Below are 2,329 nucleotides of genomic sequence, written 5' to 3'. Positions count from 1 at the left end.
TGGGCAGCGCAAATCCGGTGACCTGATGAGCGGTTGAAATCAGGGGTATCAAAAACAGATTGGTGCTGCTGATCCATTGTAAAGGTGACTTTTGGCAAATCAGTGGTGCATTTATTACTTGCTTTGGAAAGGTATAAGTCGGGGCATCCAATGATTCAATGAAGCTGAGTTTCTCTTCCATTGAGACACTGGAAGAAGTTAAATACATCAACTGAATATTCGTAGGCACATAGGGTGTTTTGTTATTCCGGATTAATTCGAACAACATGAGTTCCTCGCCTAAGTCTTCCGGTTCGATCGTCCTTTTTGGGGCTGATGCCTGTAGGCAACGCTCTGTGGCACTCAGTTTTTTCGGTGGAATATAACGTAATATCGACAAATCTTTGTTCAAGGCCGCATCAAATATGGCTCTGATTTTTGCATCATTGGGGACATCCGGCAGTGCATCGGGTGACAGGCAAAGGGCTAACGAATACAGCTCAATGGCTTTATCATAGGCCACATAATTGTTCAGGTTTTTACCACTGGTAAAAGCGAGAGGTGAAAACCTGTGCTTATTGCTGGTAATGACTGAAGCGAGAAATTCAAAGGTTATTAATCGCTCTGGCACATATTTTAAGGTAAACATCCCACAAATACATGCAGTACGGTAAATCTCCGTCTGTTGTGCTTCCGTTAAAAATTCAGGAAGTTTCCCGGAGCATTGGCCACCTCGGGCGGCTGCCAGACATATCTCGTATGTTTTGACCGCTTCAGGGATGAATTCGAAAGCCATGGCATTATTCTCCACAGCTAGCTGGCATAATGGTGCGGTTTTCAGCTGTTCAGGAACATACTCTAATGCCAACCCATTACGTCGACAGGCTACCTCACAAAGTTCTGCTGTTTTTTTATGGTCCGGGCAATATTGCAAAGAACCAAAATGTTCGATTGCAATGGTTAATAAATGGTCATTAATGGGTTTGTTTTTTGGGTAATGTTTCAGCGCCGAGGGGTCTATTTTGCAGGCAATTTCAAAACGGCAATCAGTTCTTTCATCCAGCGGAATATCTAGCATAACCTCACCGGATGTTTTCAGGAGCCGGTCAAGGAAACCATTATTCAGCCATTGTCTTTTTATTTTATCGGGGATAAATTCAAGTGTATCAATATTTTCCAGTGCCAAAGCTCGACACAATGCATCGGTTTTCATTACCTCAGGTATATAATTACAGTTTGCGTAATTATCCCTGCATGCCACAACACACAACTCTGGCGTTAATTTTTCTTCTGGAACTCGATGAAAATATGAAGGATTTGTTTTAACTATTAACAGGTAATCTTGGGAATCCAGCTGATCCAGGTCGACATTGGGGGGAAACTGCCCGAAATATTGGATAAATGGTTTATAGTCACTGAGCGGCAATGGCTGCTGTTTGTCTGCGCACTGGACAACGCTTAGCAACAACGCTTTTAACTCATGACCAAGATTGCCTTGTGGCAAGTCAAAGGTGGCAGCAGGGCAGGCTTGCACACGTGACCATGGCAAAGGGGTTTCAGCATCGGCAGAAGTATAAGGCATATTTCTGACAGGTAAACCGCCCTCGTCATACCCCCCTGAATCCTTTTTAACAAAGTAGTTACCCCAGGGTTGACCTGATGAATCACTGTTTGGTTCAGGATGATATTCCCGGGCATCTTTCGGGTTTTTATCGATAGTTGTGCTGCCTGCAATATTCATTTTACTGACTTATTTTGAATCCTGTTGTTAATATTGTAATTTTGACTATTAAATCAGTAATAAGTTCCCGACAGATTCCTGTTGCAGAAAAATGCCAAAACCCACCATCTGAGGTTGTCGCGAAAGCCTGAAAAATTAAAGCCCAGCAAATGATCAAGGCCTGCCCGGATGGTTCAGCCGCTCCAATAGAGCAGCACATATTTTGGTCAACCCATTCATAAGTGTTACCAGTGGCATTGTGGTGCTATAGCCCCCAAGATTTAACCGGCCGTTAATTATATTTAGAAAATGATGGGTTTTTAAAAACGTGTAAGCACCAACGGGATAGAGCGCTTCACAGAGGTGTTCATCTTTGGCTATGTGATTCTGGTAACAGTCGGCCGGGTCATAGTCGCCTTTTGGAAGCTGAGTAAATCCAGGCTCTCCTGGCTGCAGTGCCGTCCAGTAGAGTACCTCCTGCGCTACCCGGGCAAGCCATGCCCGGTATTCATGACCCAGGAGGGATTGGAGTTGATTAAGTGTACCAGACGCAGGCATGAGTCCCGACAGGAATGCGTTGCAGGCGGATTCAACAAATGTGGCCGTTTCCCTGAGCGCCTGCGGGTTTTT

Annotated in this window: 2 protein-coding genes; both read right to left on the bottom strand. The window is 44.6% G+C overall.

Annotated features, from left to right (window positions below; genetic code table 11):
• On the bottom strand, nt 1-1,720 hold a 1,720-nt coding region (locus tag KDK14_RS14200), incomplete at its 3' end, for a DUF4116 domain-containing protein (RefSeq protein WP_257265831.1).
• 153 nt (nt 1,721-1,873) lie between these two features.
• A partial coding sequence (locus KDK14_RS14195; RefSeq protein WP_257265830.1) for a hypothetical protein occupies nt 1,874-2,329 on the bottom strand: 456 nt, incomplete at its 5' end.

The sequence above is a fragment of the Endozoicomonas sp. ONNA2 genome (assembly GCF_024606365.1).
In the GTDB taxonomy this organism is placed as follows: Bacteria; Pseudomonadota; Gammaproteobacteria; order Pseudomonadales; family Endozoicomonadaceae; genus Endozoicomonas.
Note: the sequence above shows the minus strand (reverse complement) of the source record. Positions and strands in the feature narration are given on the sequence as shown.